Origin of the sequence: Amycolatopsis sp. NPDC059657, assembly GCF_042734395.1 — a bacterium.
Taxonomy (GTDB): domain Bacteria; phylum Actinomycetota; class Actinomycetes; order Mycobacteriales; family Pseudonocardiaceae; genus Amycolatopsis.
On sequence record NZ_JBHWEB010000132.1, the window covers coordinates 1 to 24,141 of the forward strand.

The 24,141-nt window shown below is 68.8% G+C and carries 25 protein-coding genes; 9 read left to right on the top strand and 16 right to left on the bottom strand.

Annotated elements, in window-relative coordinates; genetic code table 11:
* Positions 1 to 121 precede the first annotated feature (121 nt).
* Together ACFV15_RS40985 and ACFV15_RS40990 are read right to left on the bottom strand one after the other, a co-directional pair.
* On the bottom strand, positions 122 to 832 hold the full coding sequence (locus ACFV15_RS40985; protein ID WP_378357941.1) for a hypothetical protein: 711 nt from the start codon (positions 830 to 832) through the stop codon (positions 122 to 124).
* A gap of 19 nt (positions 833 to 851) precedes the next feature.
* Positions 852 to 1,769, bottom strand: a complete 918-nt coding sequence (locus tag ACFV15_RS40990; protein WP_378357942.1) for a hypothetical protein — start codon at positions 1,767 to 1,769, stop codon at positions 852 to 854.
* Positions 1,770 to 2,054: 285 nt separating this feature from the next.
* Between ACFV15_RS40990 and ACFV15_RS40995 the strand changes: the two genes are divergently transcribed.
* The 5 genes from ACFV15_RS40995 to ACFV15_RS41015 all read left to right on the top strand — a co-directional run bounded on the left by ACFV15_RS40995 (position 2,055) and on the right by ACFV15_RS41015 (position 5,045).
* On the top strand, positions 2,055 to 2,411 hold the full coding sequence (locus tag ACFV15_RS40995) for a WXG100 family type VII secretion target (RefSeq protein ID WP_091296557.1): 357 nt from the start codon (positions 2,055 to 2,057) through the stop codon (positions 2,409 to 2,411).
* A 21-nt stretch (positions 2,412 to 2,432) separates the two neighbouring features.
* A complete protein-coding gene (locus ACFV15_RS41000) occupies positions 2,433 to 2,732 on the top strand; it encodes a hypothetical protein (RefSeq protein WP_091296560.1) in 300 nt (99 codons plus the stop codon).
* Between the two features lie 97 nt (positions 2,733 to 2,829).
* Positions 2,830 to 3,282, top strand: coding sequence for a hypothetical protein (locus ACFV15_RS41005; protein WP_378357943.1), 453 nt, complete (start codon positions 2,830 to 2,832; stop codon positions 3,280 to 3,282).
* Positions 3,279 to 4,583, top strand: a complete 1,305-nt coding sequence (locus tag ACFV15_RS41010; protein WP_378357944.1) for a WXG100 family type VII secretion target — start codon at positions 3,279 to 3,281, stop codon at positions 4,581 to 4,583. The genes ACFV15_RS41005 and ACFV15_RS41010 overlap by 4 nt, the downstream gene beginning before the upstream one ends.
* 33 nt (positions 4,584 to 4,616) lie before the next feature.
* Entirely contained in the window at positions 4,617 to 5,045 is a 429-nt protein-coding gene (locus ACFV15_RS41015; protein WP_378357946.1) for a hypothetical protein, read from the top strand.
* A gap of 129 nt (positions 5,046 to 5,174) precedes the next feature.
* On the opposite strand, the gene ACFV15_RS41020 is transcribed toward ACFV15_RS41015, so the two are convergent.
* The 5 genes from ACFV15_RS41020 to nadA form a co-directional block, all read right to left on the bottom strand.
* Entirely contained in the window at positions 5,175 to 6,302 is a 1,128-nt protein-coding gene (locus ACFV15_RS41020) for a S8 family serine peptidase (RefSeq protein WP_378357948.1), read from the bottom strand.
* Positions 6,299 to 7,585, bottom strand: coding sequence for a sensor histidine kinase (locus tag ACFV15_RS41025; RefSeq protein WP_378357950.1), 1,287 nt, complete (start codon positions 7,583 to 7,585; stop codon positions 6,299 to 6,301). Before ACFV15_RS41025 ends, ACFV15_RS41020 begins: the two co-directional genes overlap by 4 nt.
* 186 nt (positions 7,586 to 7,771) lie before the next feature.
* On the bottom strand, positions 7,772 to 8,665 hold the full coding sequence (gene nadC, locus ACFV15_RS41030; RefSeq protein ID WP_378357951.1) for a carboxylating nicotinate-nucleotide diphosphorylase: 894 nt from the start codon (positions 8,663 to 8,665) through the stop codon (positions 7,772 to 7,774).
* Complete coding sequence (locus ACFV15_RS41035; RefSeq protein WP_378357953.1) at positions 8,662 to 10,314, bottom strand: L-aspartate oxidase; 1,653 nt, start codon at positions 10,312 to 10,314, stop codon at positions 8,662 to 8,664. Before ACFV15_RS41035 ends, nadC begins: the two co-directional genes overlap by 4 nt.
* On the bottom strand, positions 10,311 to 11,333 hold the full coding sequence (nadA, locus tag ACFV15_RS41040) for a quinolinate synthase NadA (RefSeq protein WP_378357954.1): 1,023 nt from the start codon (positions 11,331 to 11,333) through the stop codon (positions 10,311 to 10,313). Before nadA ends, ACFV15_RS41035 begins: the two co-directional genes overlap by 4 nt.
* A gap of 112 nt (positions 11,334 to 11,445) precedes the next feature.
* On the opposite strand from nadA, the gene ACFV15_RS41045 reads away from it, so the two are divergent.
* On the top strand, positions 11,446 to 12,081 hold the full coding sequence (locus ACFV15_RS41045) for an NUDIX domain-containing protein (protein WP_378357956.1): 636 nt from the start codon (positions 11,446 to 11,448) through the stop codon (positions 12,079 to 12,081).
* Positions 12,082 to 12,122: 41 nt separating this feature from the next.
* Entirely contained in the window at positions 12,123 to 12,836 is a 714-nt protein-coding gene (locus ACFV15_RS41050; RefSeq protein WP_378357958.1) for an LON peptidase substrate-binding domain-containing protein, read from the top strand.
* Positions 12,837 to 12,914: 78 nt separating this feature from the next.
* On the opposite strand, the gene ACFV15_RS41055 is transcribed toward ACFV15_RS41050, so the two are convergent.
* Positions 12,915 to 13,976, bottom strand: a complete 1,062-nt coding sequence (locus ACFV15_RS41055) for a M48 family metallopeptidase (protein WP_091296593.1) — start codon at positions 13,974 to 13,976, stop codon at positions 12,915 to 12,917.
* A gap of 111 nt (positions 13,977 to 14,087) precedes the next feature.
* On the opposite strand from ACFV15_RS41055, the gene tnpB reads away from it, so the two are divergent.
* Positions 14,088 to 15,392, top strand: coding sequence for an IS607 family element RNA-guided endonuclease TnpB (gene tnpB / locus ACFV15_RS41060; protein ID WP_378357960.1), 1,305 nt, complete (start codon positions 14,088 to 14,090; stop codon positions 15,390 to 15,392).
* An 18-nt stretch (positions 15,393 to 15,410) separates the two neighbouring features.
* On the opposite strand, the gene ACFV15_RS41065 is transcribed toward tnpB, so the two are convergent.
* The 8 genes from ACFV15_RS41065 to ACFV15_RS41100 form a co-directional block, all read right to left on the bottom strand.
* Positions 15,411 to 16,004 (bottom strand): DUF2567 domain-containing protein, encoded by a 594-nt coding sequence (locus tag ACFV15_RS41065; protein WP_378357962.1) that lies wholly within the window; start codon positions 16,002 to 16,004, stop codon positions 15,411 to 15,413.
* Positions 16,005 to 16,061: 57 nt separating this feature from the next.
* Entirely contained in the window at positions 16,062 to 16,253 is a 192-nt protein-coding gene (locus tag ACFV15_RS41070) for a hypothetical protein (RefSeq protein WP_378357964.1), read from the bottom strand.
* Complete coding sequence (gene bioB / locus ACFV15_RS41075; RefSeq protein WP_091296605.1) at positions 16,240 to 17,253, bottom strand: biotin synthase BioB; 1,014 nt, start codon at positions 17,251 to 17,253, stop codon at positions 16,240 to 16,242. Before bioB ends, ACFV15_RS41070 begins: the two co-directional genes overlap by 14 nt.
* Positions 17,254 to 17,328: 75 nt before the next feature.
* On the bottom strand, positions 17,329 to 18,045 hold the full coding sequence (gene bioD / locus ACFV15_RS41080; protein ID WP_378357971.1) for a dethiobiotin synthase: 717 nt from the start codon (positions 18,043 to 18,045) through the stop codon (positions 17,329 to 17,331).
* Between the two features lie 31 nt (positions 18,046 to 18,076).
* A complete protein-coding gene (locus ACFV15_RS41085; protein ID WP_378357965.1) occupies positions 18,077 to 20,308 on the bottom strand; it encodes a SulP family inorganic anion transporter in 2,232 nt (743 codons plus the stop codon).
* Positions 20,309 to 20,367: 59 nt separating this feature from the next.
* Positions 20,368 to 21,648: an adenosylmethionine--8-amino-7-oxononanoate transaminase gene (locus tag ACFV15_RS41090; protein ID WP_378357966.1), complete on the bottom strand. Its 1,281-nt coding sequence runs from the start codon at positions 21,646 to 21,648 to the stop codon at positions 20,368 to 20,370.
* 9 nt (positions 21,649 to 21,657) lie between these two features.
* A complete protein-coding gene (locus tag ACFV15_RS41095) occupies positions 21,658 to 22,821 on the bottom strand; it encodes a cytochrome P450 (RefSeq protein WP_378357972.1) in 1,164 nt (387 codons plus the stop codon).
* Between the two features lie 40 nt (positions 22,822 to 22,861).
* The gene (locus ACFV15_RS41100; protein WP_378357968.1) at positions 22,862 to 23,233 is read right to left on the bottom strand and encodes an SRPBCC domain-containing protein; all 372 of its coding nucleotides are present in this window, start codon (positions 23,231 to 23,233) and stop codon (positions 22,862 to 22,864) included.
* Positions 23,234 to 23,295: 62 nt separating this feature from the next.
* Between ACFV15_RS41100 and ACFV15_RS41105 the strand changes: the two genes are divergently transcribed.
* The gene (locus ACFV15_RS41105; protein ID WP_378357969.1) at positions 23,296 to 23,919 is read left to right on the top strand and encodes a uridine kinase; all 624 of its coding nucleotides are present in this window, start codon (positions 23,296 to 23,298) and stop codon (positions 23,917 to 23,919) included.
* Positions 23,920 to 24,141: the final 222 nt, after the last annotated feature.

The window sequence follows — 24,141 nt, forward strand, 5'->3', positions numbered from 1 at the left end:
TTCGCAACGTTCAACCACCCCTGCGGCACCCACCGAGCGGCGGGGCTTGACCAACCTGCCCGCCCCTTAACTACCCGGCATTGGGTTCTAACCGGCAATACCACTCACGACCCCGAAATCCTTAGCCGCACTTGATCTTCGGCGTCGTGATGAACACGCCGGTCACCTTGCCTGCGGAAGTCAGGAACCGGTAGACGAAGCCGTCCTTTTCCGGGATCGGCGCCGAGAACTCGCCGTCCTTCTCGGTGACCCGAGCGCCGAATGCCTTCTTCAGCTCGTCCACTGTGGACCCCTGAGCGACACCTTCCGGCGTCTTGGCGCCCGCGGGCGCGGCCAGCGTGACCAGACCGCTCTTGCCGATCGAAACGCCGCCCGAAACACCCATCGCCTTGTCACGCGCTTCCCGCTTGCCCGCGACGGCGATGCTCGCCTCGGCCGACTCCGCGATCAGCTGCGTGGCGTCCGCCATGCGCTTCGCCGAATCGGCGTATTCCTTCGCGCCCGCGTTCGGGCCGGGACGCTTGGCGTCGGCTTCGGCGTTCGCGTCGTCGGCGGCCTTGTTCTTCTCCGCGACGACCTTCTCCGCCGCGGCCTCCGCGGCCATGCGCGCCGGGTCTGGCGCCGGGCCGCCGGTGAACGAATAGTCGGCGCAGCCGTCCAAATTCGACGTCGGCTCCTTAGCCAGCTCACCGGTCGCGAGCGCCGCTTCGGCGGTCATGCCCAGGCTGAGTTTTCCGTAGCCGACCGGGCCGAACACCTTCGGCGCCTCCGGCGTCGAAGAACAGCCGGCGACCAGCAGAACGGCGACAGCGCCGATCCACATTTTCCCCATGAATCCCCCTTTGTCATGATCACTTTAGATCATGCAAAGCGGGAGTTCTCTCAATATCCCGCGCGGGAGTGACAGCCAGCACGCCCCACACCGCCGCGGCCACGCCGAGCACGAGCCCGGCACCCGCCACCATGGTCCAGAAGTCCGGCCGCACGATCGACTGGCCACGCAGCGCCTGCCACGTCACCAGCGCCAGCAGCCCGAAATAGCCGACGGTCGCCGTCCGCATGAGCCGCCGCCGCACGAGCTCGTCACGCAGTATCGGGAGCCGCGCGGCCAGCATCAGCAGCAGAGCGCCCAGCAACGGCAGCAGCTGCAGCGCGTGCAGGCCGACGAAGTGCGGGATGCGCAGATCCCCGCCGGTCGTGCTCCAGCCGATCAGCGGCAGCCCTGGACCCCCGTCCGGCACGCCGACACTGTGCCCGCCGACCACCGGCGGCTTGCCGCCCGCGCGGAACACCGCCTTCTGCTCCGGCTTCGCGTCGAACATCAGCATGCCGAGCATCAACCCGGTCAGCGCGACCGCGATACCGCCACGCACGGCCGAGGCCTGCGCCTTGTCCGGCAGTTTCTGGAACAGCAGCAGCACGCCCAGCACCAGCGTCGCGCCCCACGCGGTGAACGCCGCGGTCGCCAGCCAGTTGTTGATCGTGCGATCGAGTTCGCCCGCGATGTTGAAGTGCAGCTGCCTGCCGCGGAACGCGATCTGCCACACCAGCAGCACCATGTCGGCCGCCAGCGCGACCGCGACCACGGTGCCCGCCCACCAGCCTGCGCGGCGCCATTTCGGCAGTGAATTGATCATCCACGACAGCGTCACGGTGTAGAGCGCGATGGAAATCGAGAATTTCCATGGTTTGGCCCAAAGGGACGCGTTCACCAGCGTCCTGTCGTCGACGATCAGCCCGACCGTCGCGACCGCGAAAAGTACCGTCATGGCCCCCGCCATGATCACCAGCGGGCGGTGCGCAAGCACGGCCCGCGTAAGCCCGGATCCCCTGTCTGACATGCGAAAAAGCCTGGCCGAGTCAGCACGGGCCGGCACTCCCGTGGTCCCCCGTACCGGGGGTGGGGCTGGCCCTACCTCACGGCACGTGGGTAATAGTGCCGTCACCGCTCCCGGCAGTTGTGCCGTTTGACCATGACCGTGCCTTTTCTAGCGTGACATTCACAACGAGCGCTCTACTGCGCTTTCCATCGACTGAGAGGAGGTGGCCCGTCGATGAGTAGTCCGGGATTCCAGGCGGATGCGGCTGCAATGACGCGCGCGGTCCAGGGTTTCGAGGAGACCGCGTCGAGCGCCAAGACGACGATGGCCAGCTTGGAGTCCGAGCTGACCGAGACGCTGCGTAACTACAAGGGTGACCAGGCCGTCGCGTTCTGGGACCTCCAGCGCCGGTTGCAGGAGAAGATGGCCGCCGCCGTCCGCGAGCTCGACACCATGTCCAGCCTGGTGAACCAGAGCTTCCACAACTACGGCTCCGGTGACGCGGACGTGTCCTCGCAGCTGCGCAACGTGGCCGCCACCGCCTCCGACGCGGGCGGTTCCGTACTCGGCCGCCTGTCGGGCGCGAACTAGCTCAGAGAGGACTCCACAGTCATGGCCGATGTCGTAGAAATCAACTTCGCCGCGCTGCAGCACAGCTCGGCTTCGCTGGCCGCCAAGGCCAAGGCGCTCACCACCCAGCTCGAGCAGCTGCAGAGCAACCTGCAGCCGCTGAAGGCCAGCTGGTACGCCTCCGGCAGCTCCGCCGGTACCGCCGCCGAGGGATCGGAGACCCGGCTTCGCCAGGCCACCGCCGACATCATCGCGATCATCGCGCAGTTCGGCGGCAAGGTCAGCGAGGCGCACGACCTGCAGGCTTCGCTCGAGAACCGGAACCAGGGCTACTTCGCCTGATTCCCCCATAGACGTCGTTTGGCCGGTGTGAGACGCCCCCCGCTCACGCCGGCCAACCGGCTTTTGTCCGTCCTAAACGGAGGAACGGGTCGAAGAGATGCACGACCAGTCGTACTACGTTCATCTTGAGTCGTTGAACGACTTCGTCCGTGAGCTGGAGAACCAGATCCACGCCATGGCGAAGCCGAACGACTTCCTGCTGACACTGGGCGACCACCCCCTGCTGTTCGGCGAATTCGGCGAGGCGGGTTCGCTCGCCGACGCGCACAAAGCGGCGGTACTCGAAATGCAGGGCCTGCTCGATCAGGTCAAGGGAGCGATCGGGTTCGCCACCGACGTCACCACGACCGTCGCGGACGGCTACGAGCAGGCCGACCAGTCCGTCGCGGGCGATCTGCACACCTCCGGCCACGACGGCGTCGTCACCCAGGTGACCGGTGCGGTCACGAACGCGGTCGGCGGCACGGTCAACACGGTGACCGGGGTTGTCGGCGGAGTGGTCGGCGGCCTGCTCGGCGGCGGCACCAGTTCAGGGGGAACGCACGGATGACCAAGGGAAACACGGCACACACCAACTTCGCGGCGTACACCCACCAGCAGCTCTACGCCATGCTTCAGGCCGGTGACCCGCACACCGCGCGGGCCGCGGCCGAGAAGTGGAAGTCGACAGCCATCGGGCTCTACGAATCGGGCGACAGCCTTTGCCGCGAGCTCGACGATTTCGACGACAACTGGTCGGGCGGCGCCGCCGACAAGTACAAGACGATGATCACCGACCTGGTCGGCGGCATCAAGAAGGTCGGACAGACGGCCGCCGCCATGGAGCACCTGCTCGAGGACGCGGCCGACGCGCTGGTCAAGGCGAAGGCCGAGATGCCGCCGCCGGTCAACGTCCCCGACGTCCCGCCCGCGCAGGTCGCGCTGGCGACGACGCCGGTGATGCTGCCGCCGAACGCGCCGCCGGAGACGGTGTCCGCCATCGCGCAGCAGCGGCAGCAGGCGATCGCGGTCGTCGAGGCGCAGCAGGCGGCGGCGAGTGCGGCCAGCGCGGCGCACAGCAAGGCCATCCTGGTGATGACCAGCCTGGCGGGCGAGTACACCTCGGCGGAGGACTCGATCCCGGCGTCCCCGAACGCGGCGACCCCGCCGCCCGGTGTCGTCGGCGGCGGCACGTCCACGGGGACGTCGGGCCCGATCGGCAACGGCATGCCCGGCATCGCGCCGGTCGGCACGGTCGTCGACCCCGGTCAGCCGCACATCCTGCCGGGCGAGGGCACGAACCTGCTCCCGCCTGGCAGCACGACGCCGAGGAGCAACCCGCTCTTCGGCGACATGTTCACCGCGGGTCTGGCCGCCGCCTCGGCGGCGGCTTTCGGCCGGTTCGGCTCGATCATGCCGAAGGTTCCCGGCTGGGCGACGGGCAAGAACCCCGACGAGGAAAAGGATTCCGAGAGCACCAAGCTTGGTGGAGGCGCGTCCGGGCCCGGCGGCGGTGAAGCGCCGAACATGGGCGGCATGGGTGCATTCGGTGGTGGCGGCGGCGGAATCGACGCCGGTTCGCTCGGTGGCGCGGCGACGGGTGCGATGCCCGCGGCGCACTCCGGGCTGGCCGGTTCGCCCGACGTCGGCAACACGTTGGGTTCCATCGCAGGCGGTGCCGCAGGTGGGGCGGCAGCGGCGGCAGGCAAGGGCATGATGCCGATGATGCCCATGATGCCGATGACCGGAGCCGGGAACGACATGGGCTCAGGGCGGCGGATTCCGCCGTGGCTGGTGGAAACCGAGGACGTGTGGGGCCAGTCCGCGCCCATCGCGCCGTCGGTGATCGGTGAGGACACAGAGGGGCGTTAGTCCTTTTAGGACAGCATCGAGGGAGGTGGCCCGGTGACCATTCGGTCGCCGGGCCGTTTTCGCCGGAAAGGCGAGGGGCACATGATCATCATCGAGAAGACGGAACTCGACCGGCTTGCCGCCGACCTGTGCAAGGTCATCGACGGTATCGCGGGCGCGTTCGGGCCTGGCGCGACGCAGACGGTGAACGGGGACATCGACTGCGACCCGAATCAGCCAGGCAAACTGCTCAGCTGGCAGTACGGGGTGCACCTGGATTCCCCGTCGGAGCCGGACAAACGGCTCACCAGCGTGGTCGTCCCGTCACTGCAACGCGCGGGCTGGCATGTGAAGGACCGCAGCACCGCACGCGAGCTGGTCGCCCAGTTCAGCCGGGACGGCGCGCACCTCACCGTGCACGTCGCCCGCAAGGGCGGCGACGTCGCCATCATGGGCTCCACCCGCTGCGTGGCGGCGTTCTGACCCTGGCGGCACGCGTACCCGGATGGACGACACGCCGCCGACCCCAGCGGCCCGCGTGTCGTCCTTCCAGGTACGCGTGCCGACCTTTCAGGTACGCGTGCCGACCTTTCAGGTACGCGTGCCGACCTTTCAGGCCTTGAAACGCCCCGGCCGCCAGCCCCGCTTGCGTCCACTTCGGACAGCCGCGACCGCGATGCCCGCCACCACCGCCGCGCCGACCCCCGCGACCGCGATGACACCGGAGAAGGTGTCCGACTCGGGACGGCGTGCCGCTTGTGCCGGGACGATCGAGCCCGCCGAGCCCGCCGCTTTCCCTTGTACGCCAGGGGGCATGGCGTCCGCTGGGATCTGCGCGGAGACCGCCGCGTAGGCATCGAGCATGCCCCAGCCGCGCTTGAGATCCTGAGCACCACTGGCCGGGCGATTGGCGGTGAGCAGCAGCCGGGTGACGACCTGGTCCGGCGTCAGCGTTGGGTGATACGCCCGCACGAGCGCGGCGGCACCTGCCACATAAGCGGCGGCGAGGCTCGGATCGCTGATCGGATACCGGTGCGCGATCTGGCCGTTCGCGTCGGCTGAGGTGCTCACCAGATCGGCGCCCGGCGCGGATATCCTGATGTAGTCACCGGATTCCTGCTGCACCGGCTCGCCTGCCTGGTTCACCGAACCGACCGCGAGCACACCCGGCGTCGCCGCCGGATAAGAGCGCGCGCCCTGTTGTGTCGCGCCGGCGGGCGCGATCACCACGGATCCCTTTTCCTTCGCGTTGGCCACCGCGGCCGTCAGCGCCGGATTGTCCACCGGCGACGGAACGGCGACCAGGATGACCCCGGCCTTGGCCTGCGCCGCCGTATCGATGGCCGCGGCGAGATTCGCCGGATCTGCCTTGACCGGCAACAGTTTCACGCCGGGCGCGACCCCGGTGAACGTGGTCGCCGAACTCTTCTGCGCACCGACGATTCCGGCAGCGACGGTGCCACGGCCATCACAGTCCGAGTCGGCGTTGCCGAGGATCTGATCGGGGCCGAACTGGCCGTTGTCCCCGTCGAAGCCGGGCGCGAGCACCGCGACCGTCTGGCCGCTTCCCGTGGTCAGCGGCCAGATCTTGGCCGGGTCGACCAGTTTCTGGCCCCACGGCACGCCACCGGCGTAGCGCCCGCTGGGGTTGGCGCACTGCGAGTTCTGCTGCGCGTGCGCGAGCGGGGTGAGGGTGGTGAGCGCGGCGCACACCCCGGTCACCGCGAGGATCCGCTTCACCGCGGCACCCACAACGTGACGCGCGTGCCGCGCCCAGGCCACGATTCGATGTGACACCGTCCGCCCACTTCGGCGAGCCTGGCCCGCATGGAATTGCTGACGCCGAAGCCCGCGGGACGTTTGCCCTCGTCGTAGCCGACTCCGTGATCGCGCGTGATCACCGCGATGCCACCGTCCCTCTCCTCCATGCGCACCACGACCGATCCGGTGCCCGCGTGCTTTATCGTATTGCGTAAAGCTTCCCGTACGGCATCCCGGACCGCCACCAATCGCACATCCGACAAAATGTCATCGGGGATATCGGCCACCACCAGCTGAGCACGCAGCCCGTCACGCGCCATTTCCGTGGCCAGCCCGGCCAATTCGGCCCCCAGCCCGGCAGGCGAACCGTCGACGTCATACGAAGCGAGCCCGCGCCGCACCTGATTCGCCTGCGCCCGCGCGGCATTGCGCACCTTCCTCAGTTGCGCCTTCGGATCCGTCTCATCTTCCGGCGACTCCATCGCCATGACTTCCAGCGACTGCAACACGGTGTCGTGCAACGTCCGATCCCCGCGCGCCCGCTCGGCCGTCCGCCCCTGCCGGATCCCGATCGCCAGCGCCAGCCGCGTACCCAGCCCGACGAGCACCAGCACCCCCATCGCGGTCGCGACGGCGGCGAGCAGCATGCCCGTCCCGCCGATCACGCCCGCGACATCGATGTCCATCAAGTACCGCAACGGAACCCCGAGCGCGGTGAGCACGAGCCCCGACGGCACACCCCGCGAAACCGTCCACAGCGCGACGGTGCCGGTCAAATACACCCACGGCACCCAGGTGGCGCTCGGAGCGTCCGTCACGCTGACCAGAAGGTTGGCGGCAACGGCGAACCCCACGTCCGACCACAGCAGCACCCGCCGGATCGTGCCCCGCCGATCAGGCACCTTGAGCACCCACACGGTCGCGCCGAGACTGCCCGCGAACCCGAGCACAGCGACCACGCACGCGGACCAGACATTCCCGAACCCGTGCGCGACCACCAGCCAGATCGCGGTCATCGGCAGCAGCACGATCCGATACGCCAAAGGGAGCAGCACGGCGTACGTCGTCGCCCGCGCCATCAGGGAATTACGCGGCGCGACGGCATCGGTCGCGGCGAGCGCCCGTATCCGTTGCGCACCGGGAATCATGGCGGGATCGTCGATCTCGGGCGGCAATTCCCGCGGCGTCGCCGCGAGCACCGGCGCGCCCTTCTTCAGCAGGGCAGGGAGAAAGGCGGTACGCCGCTCCCCGACCGACGCCATCCAGAGCCCCTTCTCGCCAGGGTGGTACTTCTAGCAAGAAGCGCGCGGCCGGACAACCACCAACCAGGTGTACCCCCCGCCAGGTGCTCGTCAAAAAATCCCAATGTGGCATTGGTCAGTTTTCAGCCCCCCAATGTGGCTTTCGTCAGGCGAAATCTGACGAAAGCCACATTGGGATTTTTACCGCTAGCGCAGGTCCATGCCGAGGTCTAGGGCGGGCGCCGAGTGGGTCAGAGCGCCCACCGCCAGGTAGTCGACGCCGGATTCCGCGTAGGCGCGGGCGTTCGACAGCCGCAGGCCGCCCGAGGATTCGAGGCGGGTCTTCGGGGCGACCTCATCGCGGCGCGCCACCGCGCGGACGCAGTCTTCGGGTGTGAAGTTGTCCAAAAGCACTTCGTCCGCGCCCGCGGCCAGCGCCTCGTCGAGCTGGACGAGCGTGTCGACCTCGATCTCGCACGCGAGCGTCGGGGCGTGGCGGCGGGCGGCTTCCAGTGCCGCCGTGACCGAACCGGCCGCGACGACGTGGTTGTCCTTGATCAGGACCGCGTCGCCGAGACCGAGCCGGTGGTTGACGCCGCCGCCGCACCGGACCGCGTACTTCTCCAGCAGCCGCAGGCCCGGCAACGTCTTGCGGGAGTCGCGGATCGCGCAGCCGGTTCCGTCCACAGCGGACACCCAGGCCGCCGTCGTGGTCGCGATGCCGGACAGATGGCAGAGCAGGTTCAACGCCGTGCGCTCCGCGGTCAGCAGGCCGCGGACCGGGCCGCGCACGACCAAGGCGGGCTCCCCCGCGACCAGGCGACTGCCGTCGTCGCGGCGGCCGAGTACTTCGTAGCGGTCGCCGAGCACGGCATCGAAGACCGCCAGCGCGACCGGGAGGCCCGCGACCACACCGGTCACGCGCGGGGTGAGTTCGGCGACCGCGACGGCGTCGGCCGCCACGGTCGACTCCGTCGTCGCGTCGGGGCCGTAGCGCAGGTCTTCGCCGAGCGCGGTCTCCACCACGCGGCGGACATCTTCGACGTCGAGGCCAGCGTGGATCAGTTCCGCCTTGGCCAGGCTGGAGAATTCGTGGATCATGCCGCTCCTTCCGTCAACACCGGATCTGCGAGCACCGGCTGGCCCGACGGGCTGAGCCGGATCAGCTGACTGCGCAGCCAGCCGAAGTCGTCACGTTCGGGGAAGTCCGTGCGCACGTGACAGCCACGCGACTCGGTGCGCCGGGCGGCCGCCGAGACCATTGCCTGCGCGACCAGCGTCAGCGCCGCGTCTTCGACCGCGCGATGCGTCCACAGCAGACTGTCCACTGTCGACAAATCGAGAACCGAGCCGATCACCGCTAGCCCTTCGGCGTCGCGGCCGATGGCGCCGTAGCGGCTCATCACGCGCTGCAGCGAGTCGCGGTCGGCGATCGGCGCGAGCACGGTTTCCGGGAGCCTGCCGTGCTTCGGGTCGGGCAGCAGACCGGCCGCGAGGTCGGCGGCGACCGCGTGCGCGACGCGTTCACCGACCACGAGACCTTCGAGCAAACTGTTGGACGCCAAGCGGTTCGCGCCGTGCAAGCCGGTCCTGGCGACCTCACCCGCCGCGTACAGCCCGCGTACGCTGGTGCGTCCGTCCACTGTGGCCACCACACCACCGCACGCGAAGTGCGCGGCCGGCGTGACCGGGATGGGCTCACGGGTCGGGTCGACACCCGCGGCGATCGACGCGGCGTACACCGTCGGGAACCGGGCGGCGAACCCGGAAACACCGGTGGCGTCCAGGAAAACGTGATCGTCGATGCCGCCGGGCGCGAGTGTCATCCGGCGCGTGATGGCCGCCGACACGACGTCGCGCGGCGCGAGGTCGCCGAGCGGATGAACGCCCTGCATGACCGACGCGCCCGCGCCGTCGAGCAGGGTGGCGCCCTCGCCGCGGACGGCTTCGGTGACCAGCGGGCAGCGCCCGCGCGCGCCCGGTGTGAACAGCACCGTCGGGTGGAACTGCACGAACTCGAGGTCGGCCGCGAGCGCGCCCGCGCGCAACGCGAGCGCGAGGCCGTCGCCGGTGGCGATCTCGGGATTCGACGTCGCCTGGTACAGCTGGCCGATGCCCCCGCTCGCCAGCAGCACCGCCGCCGCGCGGACCACGCCCGGCGTGCCCGCCCGGTCGAGCACGGTCACGCCGGCGACCTCACCGAGCGGGGTGCGCAGCGCGTCGACGGCGATGTGCCCTTCGAGCACGGGCACCCGGCGGTCGCCCGCCTGCGCGACGAGCGTCCGTTCGACCTCGGCTCCCGTGGCGTCGCCGCCCGCGTGGATCACGCGGAACGCGCTGTGCCCGCCTTCACGGGTCCGCGCGAGACCCGGCCGCGAAGCCGCCGGGTCGAAGGTCGCGCCGGAAGCGCGAAGCCTGGCGACCGCGGCCGGTCCACCTTCCAGGATTTCCCGCACGGCGTCGGAGTCGCAGAGCCCGCCGCCCGCGATGAGCGTGTCCTCCGCGTGCTTGGCGACCGAGTCGCCTTCGTCGTGCTCGCCGTCGAGCACGACGGCGACGCCGCCCTGCGCCCATCGGGTGTTGCCGTCCTCGACGGCGGCCTTCGTGACGACCAAGACGTGCAGCCCGAGTGCCTGCGCGCGCAACGCGGCGGTGAGCCCGGCGACCCCGCTGCCGATCACCACGAGATCGGCACGGGCCTCCCAGGCGGGGCGGGTTTTCGCCTTATGGTCACTAACCCCGTCCATCATTCACCGCCGCCAGGCTTGCCGATCTCGATCATCCGCTGCACCGAGGCCTTCGCGCGGGCGGCGGTCTCAAGATCGACGTGCACCTCGTCGGCGCCCTCGCGCAGCGACCGCAGCAGCGCCGCCGGCGTGATCATCTTCATGTACCGGCACGAGGCCCGCTCGTTCACCGCGCGGAAGTCGATCTCCGGCGCGGCCTTGCGCAGCTGGTGGATCATGCCGATCTCGGTGGCGACCAGTACGGTGGTCGCCTTGGTGTCGCGCGCGGCCGTCACCATGTCCCCTGTGGACAGGATCTTGACCCGCTCCGGCGCCACCGTGCCCTCGCCCGCGAGGTAGAGCGCCGAGGTCGCACAGCCGCATTCGGGGTGGATGAACAGGTCGGCATCCGGGTTCGCCGCGGCGCGTTCGGCCAGCTCGGGACCGTTGATCCCGGCGTGCACATGGCACTCGCCCGCCCAGATGTGGATGTTGTCCCGGCCGGTCTCACGTTTGACGTGCGCGCCGAGGAACTGGTCAGGACAGAAGAGAACTTCCTGGTCAGCGGGGATCGAGCGGACCACGTCGACCGCGTTCGACGAGGTGCAGCAGATGTCGGTCTCGGCCTTCACCTCGGCGGTCGTGTTCACATAGGACACCACGACGGCGCCGGGGTGCTGCGCCTTCCACTCGCGCAGCTGGGCGCCGGTGATCGAGTCCGCGAGCGAGCAGCCCGCCCGCGCGTCCGGGATCAGGACGGTCTTGTGCGGCGCCAGTATCTTCGCGGTCTCGGCCATGAAGTGGACGCCGCAGAAGACCACTGTGGACGCGTCGGTGCTCGCCGCGATCCGGCTCAGCGCGAGCGAATCGCCGGTGAAGTCGGCGATGTCCTGGATCTCGGGGATCTGGTAGTTGTGCGCCAGCAGCACCGCGTCGTGCTTGCGGGCGAGCGCGCGAACCTCGTCGGCCCAAGCCGCGTTGGCCTCGACGCCGCCGTACGGCGTGAGCCCTTCCGGCGTCTCCAACGTGATCGTTCCGGTCATGTGACCCTCCCTGGACCACTCACCGGTTTTCGCCTTATAATCGAAAACCGTGCGAAGTCATATTAACAGCAGCGCCCCCCTGGCACACGAGGTCTTGGGGGCAGTACTTCAAGTGCGATCGGACACACTGCGGGTGCTGTTATGGCGGCGCGCCCTCGATCCGCACCTCGGGCGCTGGTCGCTGCCGGGCGGGCGGCTACGGCCCGACGAAGACGTCGAAACGTCGATCCGGCGGCAGCTCGCGGAGAAGGTCGACATCCGTCAGCTCAAACACGTAGAGCAACTGGCGGTCTTCAGCTCACCTGATCGAGTGCCCGGTCCGCGGGTGGTCGCGACGGCGTTCCTCGGCCTCGTCCCCTCGGACGTCGACCCGGTGATCCCCGAGGACACCCAGTGGCACGACATCGCCGCGCTGCCCCGCACCGCCTTCGACCACGAGGCGATCGTGCTGCGCGCCCGCGACCGGCTGCGCTCGAAGTTGTGCTACACAAACCTCGGTTTCGCGCTGGCTCCTGAGGAATTCAGCGTCTCGGCCTTGCGATCGCTGTATTCGGCCGCGCTCGGCTACCGCGTCTCGGCCACGAACCTGCAGCGCGTGCTGTCGCGGCGCGGCCTGCTCGTGCCGACCGGCGACACCGCGCCGTCCGGTCGCAGCGGCGGCCGCCCCGCCGCGCTTTTTTCCTTTGCGGGGGACGGTATGCAGATCACGGACCCGTTCGCGGTCTTCAAGCCACCGCAGCACGGTTGATCACGCTGCGCGGTTGGCGGGTTCCCCGTACCGTGTGAGTCGTGGCGAATCCGGTGGGTGGACGAGAGACGACGACTTTGCCGTTGTTCCCACTGCAAACCGTGCTGCTGCCGGGAGTGCACCTGCCCTTGCACATCTTCGAACCCCGGTACCGGCAGCTGACCGTGGACCTGGTCACCGGCACCGTGCCGAGCCAGGAATTCGGCGTCGTCGCGATCAAAGCCGCGCTGGTGCGCGAGATCGAGTCGGTGGACCACCTGCACGCGGTGGGCTGCACCGCCCAGCTCCGCGAGGCCAAGCGCCTCCCCGACGGCCGGTTCGACGTGGTCACCACCGGCAGGCGCCGTTTCCGCCTGCTGGAGGTCGACGCGACCTCGGCCCCATACCTGGTCGGCACGGTCGAATGGCTCCCCGACGAGCCACTCCCGGTCGGCAGCACGGACGTGGCCGAGCGCCTGTCCGTGGTCGCGCGCGCGGCGCACCAGCGCTACTGCGAGTCGGCGTGGGAGAGCGACGACTGGCACGTCCCGCCACCCGAAACCTCGACGGAAGACCTCGCGTACCTGCTGGCCGCCGACTGCCTGCTCCCACTGGCCGACCGGCAGCTCCTGCTCGAGGAGACCCAGCCGTTGCGCCGGCTGCGCATGCTGTGCCGCCTGCTGCCTCGCGAGGCGGGCTTCCTGTCGACGTTGCGCGCGGTGCCGGCGCCCATGTCCGAGTTCGCGGACCTGACCGGCCCGTCGACCCTGAACTGACCCCTAAGGGAACCCTGACGTAGTGAACGCCTCGTTCACAACGTTGAGCGTTGTGAACGAGGCGTTCATGACGAGAACTCAGGACGAGGCCGGGGGCTCCTGGGAGCCGCCGTTGGTCCCGCCGTTGTTCCCGAACTTGCTCCACACCTTGGTGGCGGCACCCGAGACGGCCTCGCCGACGTCGCTGAACACCTTGGTCAGCGGGTCCGTCGACTCGCTCCACGAGTCCTTGTACGACTTGGCCGCCGACTTGATGTCGTCGGTCCAGGTCGAGGTCGGGGTGTCGTCGTCACGGCGCGCGTAGTCGCCGGCGAGGATCGCCCGGTACTCCTCCGAAGCCGCCCACTTCTGCAGCTGGGCCGCGCGGACGACGGCGAGCGGGTGCGACATGCCCTCGACGTAGCGCAGCTTCAGGTACGAGTCGCGGATGTCGTCGACGGACGCGTACTCCTGCGCCTGCTGCAGGAACGCGGGGATGTCGACCTGTGCGGGGTCGATGCCGCCCGCGACCAGGATCTGGGCGCGCAGCACGGCGGCCGGGTCCTGGCTGCAGAGCAGCCCGGCGCGGTCGCAGGACAGCTCCGCCTTGCGGAACCACTCGCGCAGCGCCGCGATGATCGCGCGCATGCCGAGCGCGCTGACCGGGGTCCAGGACATCGACATCTGCAGGCTGATGAGCCTGATCAGGATCGTCCGGTACACCGCGTGCCCGGAGAGCACGTGACCCATCTCGTGCCCGATGACGAAGCGCAGCGACTCGGTGTCCATCACCTCGAGCGCGCCGGTGGTGATCACGATGAACGGCTCGTCCATCCCGATCGCCATCGCGTTGACCGCGGGATTGCGCTCGACGAACACGTTGGGCACCGGCGAGATGTCCAGCGTCTCGGCGCATTCGTGGCGCAGTCTGTCCAACTCCGGGTACTGCGTCGGGCCTACGCGGATCGCCGACGCGAGTGCCATCAGGCGCTCGCCGCGTTCGCTGTAGAACCCCGAGATCGTCTTGACCACCTGGGCGAATCCGGGGACCGCGCGCAGCGTGGCGAGCGCGCCCCTGTCCACCGGATGCTCGTAGGCCCGCGGGCTGATTCCCGGGAAACGCACGGCATTGGACCGTGAAACTTCGATGTCTTCTGGCACTCGGTTGCCCCCTTTGGCTTTCGACCCACAGTAGGCGAAAACGACAATCTCGGTATCAGGGTTTCTACCGGATTTCCAGAACTGTCGGTGCCCGCTGGTAGACACTGCGTCATGGAAGATCCGGTCGTTGACCTCCGACATCGCCCAGCGAGCACCGTGCTGCAGGCGTACCGGTTCGCGCTGGATCCGAATCCTGAACAGAACGCGGCGTTGCGGTCTCACTGTGGCGGCCTTCGGTTCGCGTTCAATTGGGGACTCGCGCAGGTCAAAGCGAACCTCGGTCAACGAGAAGCAGAAACGTCCTACGGCCTGTGCGGCCACGACCTGACACCACCGCTGAGCTGGTCGGCCTACAGTCTGCGCAAAGACTGGAACGTAGCCAAACGCGACGTCGCACCATGGTGGGCCGAGAACTCGAAAGAGGCTTACTCGTCCGGTCTCGCGAACCTCGCGGTCGCGCTGAAGAACTGGGGCGATTCGAAGAACGGCAAGCGCAGAGGCCGCAAGCTCGGATTTCCGCGGTTCAAGAGCAAGCGTGCCAGGATGGCGTGCAAGTTCACCACCGGCGGTTTTGGTCTGGCCGGCGGCGACCGCAGACATGTGAAGCTGCCACGCATCGGCGTGGTGCGCACCTGCGAATCCACCCGCAAGCTCGCACGCCACGTCGAACATGACACAGCGCGTATCCGCTCCGCGACCGTGTCGTATCAGTCGGGTAGATGGTTCGTGTCATTCTCGGTAGAGATCACCCGCACCTACCCCGTGCCCGAACAACCAGACGTGGCAGTCGGCGTCGACCTCGGCGTGAAGTCGCTTGCGGTGGTGTCGACCGGTGAAGTCGTACCGAACCCGAGACACCTCGAACTCGCACAGCGAGAGCTACGCAGACTGCAGCGGCGATCCTCCCGTCGCCACGGGCCAGACAAACGCACCAAGACGAAACCGTCGCGCCGATGGCACCAGACCCAAGCCCGGATCGCGCGCCTGCACGCCTGGGTGGCGAACTCAAGGCTAGACGGTCTGCACAAGTTCACTACAGGTCTCGTCCGCGCTTACGGCACGATCGTGATCGAGGACCTCAACGTTTCCGGCATGCTCGCCAATCGCTGGTACCCAAGCTCCAAGAGTTGTTCGGACTGCGGCGTGGTGAAAGCCAAACTGCGCCTGTCCGAGCGTGTCTTCACCTGTGATTCATGCGGAATGACCATGGATCGTGATCTCAACGCCGCCCGCAACCTCGCAGGCTTGGCCGAGACGTCCTCCCCGAGTTGCGGGGCGACGGAAAACGAGCCCGATGGAAACCCAGGTAAGTCCCGCACCGCGCGGGCAGCGGGTACTGCCACGGGAAGACCACACCATCAGTGTGGCCAACGCCGGTACCGCAAGGTGCCGACTCGGGAACAAGGCACACTTTGATGCCTGCCCCGAACGGATTTACCCTAATCTGCGCCCGAGATCGTCAAGGCCATTCCACGCCGCGCAAATCCCGTAGACGACGACCGCCGCCGCGGGCGCCGCGATGATCACCCACCACGTGTCGAGCGTCGGGGCCGCCACGATGACGTCGCCGACCGAAGGCGGCTCGGCGATGTCGTACTTGCCCAGGAACATGCCCTTCGACAGCACGCCGACCGCCGAGGCGCCGAGCGCGCCGAGCACGGCGGCCACCAGCATCACCGGGCCGCGGCGTTCGCGCATCAGCCAGGCGACGGCCGCGATGAGCACGCCGACGCCGATCGACAGGAAACCGAAGATCGCGAGCGAGTCGAACCGATGCCAGCTTTCCAGGTCCAGCGGGGCAAGCCCGGCTTCGTAAACCCGGAAACGCTGCGTCGGCGCCAGCAGCGACCACAGGTAGACGAGCGGGAACGCGAGCAAGGTCGACGTGCCAGCCAGGCTGATGCCGGGCAAGATGTCGGCCTTCACGCGCACCTTGGGCCGCTCCACCGGCAACCGGTAGATCGGCGGCACCGACCACGGGTCGTTGAGCTGCGAAGACCGGTGTGCGCCCACGGACGATTCGGCCACGCCCGGCCTCCCTCCACTCGGCAGTACCCACCGAGAGTAACCGGTCGGGCGTGAAGTTCAGCTACTGGCCAGCTCGCCGTGTCGGCTGCACCTGGCGGTCCAGCCGACCGGCGTTATCTGCACGACCATGCGCCGCGCGCACTGCGCGCAGAACCGGGGTGGTTCCAGCGCGTTGCGCGGCGTCGAGCAGCCGGGATGCGGCGGCCCGGTCTGTCCACAATGGACACAGAAGGTCTCAGAGGACGTCACTGATCGCCTTCACCGGCATGTTCAGCTCCTCCAGCATCTCCAGGTCCTGGTCGGCGGAGCGGCCGAGGTTGGTCAGGTAGTTGCCGACGATGATCGCGTTGATGCCGCCGAGCATGCCCTGCTTGGTGCCGAGGTCGCCGAAGGTCAGCTCACGGCCGCCGGAGAAGCGGATCAGCGGGCGCGGCATGGCGAGCCGGAACGCGGCGACCGTGCGCAGCGCGTCCTTGCCCTCGACGACCTCGTAGTTCTCGTACGGGGTGCCCGGCTGCGGGATCAGGAAGTTCATCGTGCACTCGTCGGGGTTCAGCTCGGCCAGCTGCGCGGCGAACTCGGCGCGCTGCTCGACGGTCTCGCCCATGCCGATGATGCCGCCGCAGCAGACCTCCATGCCCGCCTCGCGGATCATCCGCAGCGTCTCCCAGCGCTCGTCCCACGTGTGCGTGGTGACGACGTTCGCGAAGTGCGACTTGGCCGTCTCCAGGTTGTGGTTGTAGCGGTGCACGCCCATCTCGACGAGCTCGTCGACCTGCTCCTGCGTGAGCATGCCCAGCGAGCAGGCGATCTGGATGTCGTTGCCGTCCTCGCGGATGGCCTTGATGCCCTCGCGGACCTGTCCGAGCAGCCGCTTGTCCGGCCCGCGCACGGCCGCGACGATGCAGAACTCGGTCGCGCCGGTGTCCCTGGTCTGCCGCGCGGCCTTGACCAGGCCGGGGATGTCCAGCCACGCCGAGCGCACCGGGGTCGGGAACCGGCCGGACTGCGAGCAGAAGTGGCAGTCCTCGGGGCAGCCGCCGGTCTTCAGGCTGATGATGCCCTCGACCTCGACCTCCGGGCCGCACCAGCGCATGCGGACCTCGTGCGCGAGCTCGAGCAGGTCGGTCAGCTGGTCGTCGCCGAGCCGCAGCACTTCGAGGATCTGCTCCTGCGAGAGGCCGACACCGCGTTCCAGCACCTGCTCACGCGCGACATCGAGGACGGTCTTCTCAGGGGCTGAAGTCACAGAGCTCTCCTAGTCGAACGGCGGTGGCCGGTCCTCATGGTGCACGACGATCCAGTGTGGAACCAGCGACGCAAGTCACTTCTGGGCGGACGCGCTCCCGGCGAAACACTCCGGATCGAACTCCCCGCCGAACCACGGTGACAAGCCATTCCGGGCATAGTCCAGGAACTCGTCGCGTGTCGCCGTGCCCGCACCGGCCGCCAGCGCGCCCAGCAACGGCCCGCGCGCGGCGGTCGGCAGGTCCTCCAGATTGGACAAAGAAGCCAAATCGGGCTCGGACGGCCAGGAGCCGATGATGACCCCGGCCAGGTTCAGCCCGCGTTTCGTGGCGACCTCGGCGGTGAGCGCGGTGGCGTTCAGCGTGCCGAGCCCGGCCTCGGCGACCATGACGACCACCGCGCCGAGCGACCACGCGACATCCGCGAGTGTGCTGCCGTAGGAGTCGAACCGGACCAGCAGGCCGCCTGCGCCTTCGATGAGCACCAGGTCATGGGTCTCATCGAGTTCGCTGGCGGCCTTGCTGATCTCGGCGGGCCCGACCGGCTCGATCCCGCTGCGCCGTGCGGCGGCCTCGGGAGACAGCGGGTCGGGGAAGCGGACCAGCTCTCTGGTGGTGACCGGACCGGCGAGTCTCAGCACGTCGTCGACGTCGCCGGGCTCACCCGGCCGTAGCCCGGTCTGCGCGGGCTTCAGCACCGCGACCTTCTGCCCGGCCTCGACGGCCAGCGCCGCCACGGCGGCCGTGGCCACCGTCTTGCCGACCCCGGTTCCGGTTCCGGTCATCACCAGCATGCTCACGTCCGGAAAACTTAGCAGTCCCGCGTCAAGCCGTCGTGGTGACGGCTTGAGCCGGCACGAACGCCTCCGCGCCGCGGTCGAACAGGAACACCTGCGCGGCGCCGACGTCGAAGTACATCCCGGTCAGATGCAGGTCGCCGCGTGCCTCGGCCTCGGCGACCACCGGATGCGCACGCAGGTGCTCCAGCTGCTGGACCACGTTGTGCAGCGCGAGCTGGTCGCCCTCGGTCTCCGGGCGGCGCCCGTCGAGCAGCAGCGGCCCGTGCGTCGCGCGGCGGCGCAGGCTCGCCGAGCCGTGGCGCAGCCAGTTGCCGAGCATCCCGCCCGGCGCGCCGCCGAGCAGCGCCTTCATCGCTCCGCAGCTGGAATGCCCGCAGACGACGATCTCGCGCACATGCAGCACCCCGACGCCGTATTCGATGGCCGCGCCGACCGAGTCGCTGCCCTCGGTGGGCACCAGGTTCCCGATGTTCCGCACGGTGAACAGGTCGCCAGGCCCGCTCGTGGTGATCAGGTTCGGCACGATCCGCGAGTCGCCGCAGGTCAGGAACAGGGTGTGCGGATGCTGCCCGTGCGCGAGCTTGCCGAACTCGTCGCGCAGCACCGGTGCCGCCCGTCGCTGGAACTCCGCGGCGCCGCGGCACAACGCTTTTGTCGAATGCGGACCGGTGCGCTGGCCGGGCACGCCATGATCGGCCTGCCATTCGGACCACGGCGCGAGCCAGCGCGGGACCGCCTTGCCGACGAGGTCGCCGCGCACGATCGGCGTGCCGGAGCGGCCGCGTTCGAACCACGGATGCCCGATCTCGTCGACGGTCACCACGCCGTCACGCGCGGCCTGCCAGCTGAACAGGCAGTCGAACGCGGCGTGGTCGAGGTAGTCCACCAGCAGTTCGAGCGTCACCGGCGCGTCCGGCGGGATGGCCGCGAGCACCTTTGTCAGCCGTGGCACGGAAAGGAAGGTCAGCGCGCCTTCGATCACGACACGCCACTGGTCGCCGTCGCGCTCGACGTGCACACCGGACCAGATCGTCCGCCGCAGCATCATCGCCAGCGAGAGCGCGACGCCGAGCGCGACCCCGGTCAGCAGGTTGACACCGACGGCTCCGGCCAACGTCACCAGGTAGACGGGCAGGTCGCCGTGCCGCGCCACCTCACGGAATTCGGCCGGGTTGACGAGTTTCGCGCCGACGTAGACGAGCAGGCCCGCCAGCGCGGCGAGCGGGATGTCGCGCAGCAGTCCGGCGAGCGGCAGCACGAACAGCAGGATCCAGCCGCTGTGCAGCAGCGCCGACATGCGGGTGCGGGCGCCGGCTTCGACATTGGTCATGCTGCGCACTACGACGCCCGTCACCGGGAAACCGCCGAGCGAGCCGGAGGTGACGTTGGCCATGCCCTGGCCGATGAGCTCACGGTTGAGGTCCGTGCGCGGCCCGGCGTGGCGCTTGTCGATGGCGGCGGCGGACAGCAAGCTCTCCAGGCTCGCGATGAGCGCGATGGTCAAGGCGGCGAAAGCGGCCGGGAACAGGCCGCTCGTGGGCAGCTGCGGCATGAAGCGCAGCGAAAGCAGGTCGGCGGGGACGTCGATGCGGCTCACGTTCATCTTCGCGGTGCTCGCGAGGACCGTGGCGATGGTGATCGCGGCCAGCGGACCGGGCACTCGGCGGACGAAGGCGGGCAGATGCGGCCAGACGAGCAGCGTCGCGATGGTCACCACGCCGATCAGGACGGCCTCGTCGTGGTGCCCGATGAGCTGGGCAGGCAACGCGAGGACGTTGTCGATGGTGTTGCCGTGCGCCTTGCCGCCGAGCACGACGTGCAACTGGTCCAGCATGACGATGACGCCGATGCCGGCGAACAGGCCGTGCACGATGGCGGGTGAGACGGCCAGCGCGGCGCGCGCGATCCTGGCGAGGCCGAAGAGGATCTGCAGCAGTCCCGCGGCGACGGTGATGGCGCAGGTGGCGCGCCAGCCGTAGGTTGTGATGGTCTGGGCGAGCACCACGGTCAGGCCCGCGGACGGGCCGCTGACCTGGAGCGCGGAGCCGCCGAAGAGCGAGGCGACGATGCTGCCGACGACCGCGGAGATCAGCCCGGCGACCAGTGGCGCGCCTGCGGCCAGCGCGACCCCGAGCGAGAGTGGGACGGCGACGAGGAAGACGACGATCGAGGCGGGAAGGTCGTAGCGGAGATTCGCGAGGATCTTTCGGGAAACCGGGGGTCCGGTGTCGTGCTCTTCGTGTGTGTTGTTGATCATGCTCGCAGGATCCCGAAAACCCGGCGAAAAGTCCGCTACCCCCACCCCTTCGTGTGACGTCAGGCTTTGGCGGCCACCGCACTCATGGCCGCGGTGATGGCCTCGACGTCGGCGTCCGTGCTGACATACGGCGGCATCGCGTAGATCAAGTCCCTGAACGGGCGAAGCCACACGCCGTTGGCCGTGACCACGTCCGTCGCGACCGCCATGTCCACCGGATGATCGAGCTGGATCACCCCGATCGCGCCGAGCACCCGGATGTCCTTGACACCGGGCAGATCCCGTGCATCGGCGAGTCCACTGTGGAGTTTCGACTCGATGCGGGCGACGTCGGCGCGCCAGGCGCCGGTCTTGAGGATGCCGAGCGAGGCATTGGCGACGGCCGACGCGAGCGGATTGCCCATGAAGGTCGGGCCGTGCGCGAGCACGGGGAGTTCGCCGCGTGAGATGCCGTCGGCGATCTCGGCCGTGCACAACGCGGCGGCCATTGTGAGGTAGCCGCCCGTGAGAGCCTTGCCGAGACACATCACGTCGGGCGTGACACCGGCATGCTCGGCGGCGAACATGGCGCCGGAGCGGCCGAAACCGGTGGCGATCTCGTCGAAAATGAGGAGAACTCCGTGCTGTGCGGTGATTTCCCGCAACGCCTTGAGGTAGCCGGGGTGATGGAAGCGCATGCCACCGGCGCCCTGCACGACCGGCTCGACGATGACGGCGGCCAGTTCGTCCTTGTGGCGCTCGATTTCTTGAGCGAGATTGTCCACATAGGACTGATCAGGCGCTGCCGTGAAGCCGGACGGCGGTTCCGGCACGAAAAGCTGCTCGGGCAAGGTGCCGCGCCAGAGCGCGTGCATGCCGCCGTCGGGGTCGCAGACGCTCATCGGGTGGAACGTGTCGCCGTGGTAACCGCCGCGCCAGGTGAGCAGCTTGCGCTTGGCCGTCTTCCCGATCGACTGCCAGTACTGCAGGCACATCTTGATCGAAACCTCGACCGAGACGGAGCCGGAGTCGCACAGGAAGACGTGCTCCAGTCCGTCCGGGGTGAGGTCGACCAGTGTCTTGGCCAGCGTGATGGCGGGCTCGTGGGTGAGCCCGCCGAACATCACATGGCTCATCTTGGACATCTGCGCGGTCAGCGCGGCGTCGAGCACGGGGTTGCGGTAGCCGTGGATGGCCGCCCACCACGACGACATGCCGTCGACGAGCTCACGGCCGTCCGCCAGCTTGAGCCGCACCCCCTCGGCCTCGGTGACCAGCAACGACTCGACCTTGCCGGGCATCGGCCCATAGGGGTGCCAGACGTGGGCGATGTCGAGGGCAATCAGTTCTTCCGGGCGCACCCCGGCAGACTACGACAGGCGGACCGGCAGGCTCTCCACTCCGTGCACCAGCAGGCTTTCCCTGAACCGCAGCGACCCGGTCTCGCCGAGCAGCTCGATGCCGTCGAACCGGTCCAGCAGCTTGCCGATGGCGATCTCGGCCTCCAGCCTGGCCAGCGGCGCGCCGACGCAGTAGTGGATGCCGTGCCCGAACGCGACGTGGCCGTTGGTCTGCCTGGTGATGTCGAAGGCTTCGGGATCGGGGAAGCGCTCCGCGTCCCGGTTCGCCGACAGCAGCGAGAGGAACAGGAACTCGCCGGCCGGGATCTCGACACCCGAGACCTCGATCGGTTCCTTGGTGAACCGGAGCGTGGCGATGTTGATCGAACCGTCGTACCGGAGCACCTCCTCGACCATGTTCGGCAGCAGCGACAGGTCCGCGCGCAGCGCCTTGAGCTGGTCCGGGTGGCGCAGCAACGCGAGCACGCTGTTGCCGATGAGGTTCACCGTGGTCTCGTAGCCCGCCACCAGCAGCAGGAACACCATCGCGATGAGCTCCTCCGGGCTGAGCCTGTCGCCCTCCTCGGAGGCGTGCACGAGCGCGGACATCAGGTCGTCCGTCGGGTTCTCGCGTTTGCGCTCGATGAGCTGGACCAGGAAGTTCGCCATCGCGCCGACGGCCTCGGAGATCGCCGCCGAGTCGCCCTGCGAGAGGAGCAGGTTCGACCAGGCGCCGAACTGGTCACGGTCCTCGAGCTCGACGCCCAGCAGCTCGGAGATGACCGTGATCGGCAGCGGGAACGCGAGCGCCTTCATCAGGTCGACCTCACCCGACATCGCGTCGAGCAGCTCGTCGGTGATCTGCTCGACCCTCGGGCGCAGCCGGGAGACGACGCCGCTGGTGAACGCCTTGTTGACCAGCTTGCGCAGCCGCGTGTGGTCCGGCGGGTCACTGTTGAGCATGTGTGCGTTCAGGCCCTGCGCGGTGACGTCGACGGGGCCGGTCGCCGTGACGTTGCGCGTGATCATCTCCTGCGCGCGCTTGGCGTCCTTGGCCACGCGCGGGTCGGACAGCAGCGCCCGCACGTCGGCGTAGCGGGTGACCAGCCAGACCGTGAGGCCACGCGGCGTGACCACCTGCCGCACCGGTCCTTCGGCACGCATCAGCGCGAGCGCGCCGTGCGGGTCCTGCATGAAACCGTCGTCGAGTACTGGAATCACGGTGCCCCCAAGGTCAACGTTCCGCGAGCGCGGTGGCGATGCGCTCGACCACTCCTTCCCAGTATTCCCGTTGTTCGGCGCGCTCCGCTGCGTCGATCAGCCCCTCTTGCCGGAACTTGAGGGTTCCGTCGCCCACTATGACGTGAACGTCCGAATCGTGGTCCCAGTCCTTCGGCTGCCACGTGAGGCTCAGCTGCTTCGCGTCTTTGATCTTCCGGACGCGCCCGGCGGTGCCGTTGGCGGTCTCGTAGCTCTTGTCCTTGGTGAGGTCCGTTCCCGGACCAAGCCAGATCTCGCTGCCGTCGCGGCCGAGCAGGAACTCCCACACCTGCTTCGGCGTACCCGGCACGGTCTGGGAGACCTCGACCGTCTGTGCACTTTCCACGCCGCCATCATCCCATCGGGTTAAGTAGCTCCCTGTCACCGGTATCGGGCAGGATCATCCGTGTGCGCTACCGGCCGATCTCCTATCCCCTCCTCGCCGACGACCTCACCCGCCGTGTACTGGCCTTTCCCGGCCGCCGCGTCGCGGTGCTGATCGACGGCGCGGCAGGAACGGCCGAGCTGGCCGACGCACTCGTAGATCCCTTGCGCCTCAACGGCCGCGCGCCCCTGCGCGTGTCGTCTTCGGACTTTTTGCGACCGGCGTCACTCCGTTTCGAGCACGGCCGCACCGATCCCGAGTCCCGCTACCGGGACTGGACGGACTTCGGCGCCTTACGCCGCGAAGTCCTCGACCCACTCCGTCCCGGCGGCTCGGGCCAGGTCCTCCCGGCCCTGTGGGACACGGAGCGTGACCGAGCGACGCGCCTGCCCCGAGTCCCGCTTCCCCCGGACGGGGTAGTCATCCTCGACGGCGAGATGCTCCTCGGCTCCGGCCTGGCCGCCGACCTGACGGTCCACCTGTGGCTCTCCCCCGGCGCGCTGCGCCGCCGTCTGCCCGCCTCCGACCACTGGGCCCTCCCCGCCTTCGCCCGCTACGAGTCCGAAGTCGACCCAGCGTCCTTGGCCGACCTGGTGGTCAGGGCCGACGACCCCAACCACCCGGCCCTCCGCCTCCAGGGCCCGTAAAGCCTCGGGCCGGGTTCACGGGCAGATCCGCATGAACGCCACTTTCGCAACGTTGAGCGTTGCGAAAGCGCCGTTCACACCGCGCAGGCCCTTCCACGCCTGAACGAGGGGTCGTGAGTGTTTGGACCGGTTAGTCTTGGTCGCCCTTGCGGGCGTCCCTTCGCGGGCTGAAAATTGTGGGTGGCTGCCTGTTGACGTCGTGGTTCTTTGGTTGTGGTGAGG

Excerpts from the sequence above, each read along its gene's own strand:
- ACFV15_RS41025 (WP_378357950.1), bottom strand. The coding sequence starts at position 7,585 with ATGGCGTCGGTCGGGGAGCGGCGTACCGCCTTTCTCCCTGCCCTGCTG.
- ACFV15_RS41000 (WP_091296560.1), top strand. The coding sequence starts at position 2,433 with ATGGCCGATGTCGTAGAAATCAACTTCGCCGCGCTGCAGCACAGCTCG.
- nadA (WP_378357954.1), bottom strand. The coding sequence starts at position 11,333 with ATGACCGGAACGATCACGTTGGAGACGCCGGAAGGGCTCACGCCGTAC.
- ACFV15_RS41005 (WP_378357943.1), top strand. The coding sequence starts at position 2,830 with ATGCACGACCAGTCGTACTACGTTCATCTTGAGTCGTTGAACGACTTC.
- bioD (WP_378357971.1), bottom strand. The coding sequence starts at position 18,045 with ATGCTGGTGATGACCGGAACCGGAACCGGGGTCGGCAAGACGGTGGCC.
- nadC (WP_378357951.1), bottom strand. The coding sequence starts at position 8,665 with ATGATCCACGAATTCTCCAGCCTGGCCAAGGCGGAACTGATCCACGCT.
- tnpB (WP_378357960.1), top strand. The coding sequence starts at position 14,088 with ATGGAAGATCCGGTCGTTGACCTCCGACATCGCCCAGCGAGCACCGTG.
- ACFV15_RS41095 (WP_378357972.1), bottom strand. The coding sequence starts at position 22,821 with ATGCAGGACCCGCACGGCGCGCTCGCGCTGATGCGTGCCGAAGGACCG.
- ACFV15_RS41085 (WP_378357965.1), bottom strand. The coding sequence starts at position 20,308 with ATGATCAACAACACACACGAAGAGCACGACACCGGACCCCCGGTTTCC.
- ACFV15_RS40995 (WP_091296557.1), top strand. The coding sequence starts at position 2,055 with ATGAGTAGTCCGGGATTCCAGGCGGATGCGGCTGCAATGACGCGCGCG.
- ACFV15_RS40990 (WP_378357942.1), bottom strand. The coding sequence starts at position 1,769 with ATGACGGTACTTTTCGCGGTCGCGACGGTCGGGCTGATCGTCGACGAC.
- ACFV15_RS41035 (WP_378357953.1), bottom strand. The coding sequence starts at position 10,314 with ATGATGGACGGGGTTAGTGACCATAAGGCGAAAACCCGCCCCGCCTGG.
- ACFV15_RS40985 (WP_378357941.1), bottom strand. The coding sequence starts at position 832 with ATGGGGAAAATGTGGATCGGCGCTGTCGCCGTTCTGCTGGTCGCCGGC.
- ACFV15_RS41010 (WP_378357944.1), top strand. The coding sequence starts at position 3,279 with ATGACCAAGGGAAACACGGCACACACCAACTTCGCGGCGTACACCCAC.